Origin of the sequence: Paenibacillus nuruki (assembly GCF_001721045.1) — a bacterium.
Taxonomy (GTDB): Bacteria; Bacillota; Bacilli; order Paenibacillales; family Paenibacillaceae; genus Saccharibacillus; species Saccharibacillus nuruki.
Map to the genome: position 1 here is coordinate 1 of NZ_MDER01000113.1, position 790 is coordinate 790.

At 28.5% G+C, this 790-nt stretch carries 1 protein-coding gene; it reads right to left on the reverse strand.

The features are described from left to right. On the reverse strand, positions 1-285 hold a 285-nt coding region (locus PTI45_RS23555; RefSeq protein WP_069330029.1), incomplete at its 3' end, for a hypothetical protein. Positions 286-790: the final 505 nt, after the last annotated feature.

Genomic DNA, 790 nt, shown 5'->3' on the forward strand with positions numbered 1-790 from the left:
TTCATTAACCTTCAACGCATGTCCCCGCTCCATAAATTGATCCCAAAATGTCTCATCAAAAATAGATTCCTTATCTAATCCAAAATCCCATGCAAGTTCTTTCCATTCTATAAAATCGGACTTTTCAGTATACATTTTACTTGTATAAATTTCTATCACTAAACCTTCAAATGACATTTCATATTCATCATATTCAAAATAATGTGTTACAGCTTCTAATCCTTCTAAAGATAATATACTTTCAGACATATTTATAAATTTCTTTAATTTTTTTTCTTCAAACAAGGAATCACCTCATAGATTATTAATTATCTAATACATATCTTCAAATACCACGGACTATACAATTGGCTCGTGAGTATACCAGGATATTCCCCACTACCTGTATCCCATTTTTTTAACAGCTTAATATAATCATTATCCTCTTTTAAAATTTTGCTTTTCCAATTGTAGTCATAATACACGTTACAGTTAAAACATTTTAGTTTATCTGACTCGCTTCCAAATCCTACTCCGTAAAGTTCTTGATGGCATTTAGAACATAAGATGCTATATTTTTTTCTTGAATTGGATAATAACAAGAGTACTCACCTTCAACTATTGAATTCTTATAAGCTATTTTCCAAATTTGAATATGAGGTAATAAGCATTCTATTAGAATACTATATTTCAATTCATTTCTTTTAGATATAAAGAAAAACCTTGAATATTGCCTACTCAAAATCTCAAACTTATTGGATCACTATATAACATAAGAACGCTTTTTTGCTATCCATTGAAGAAAGTAAAT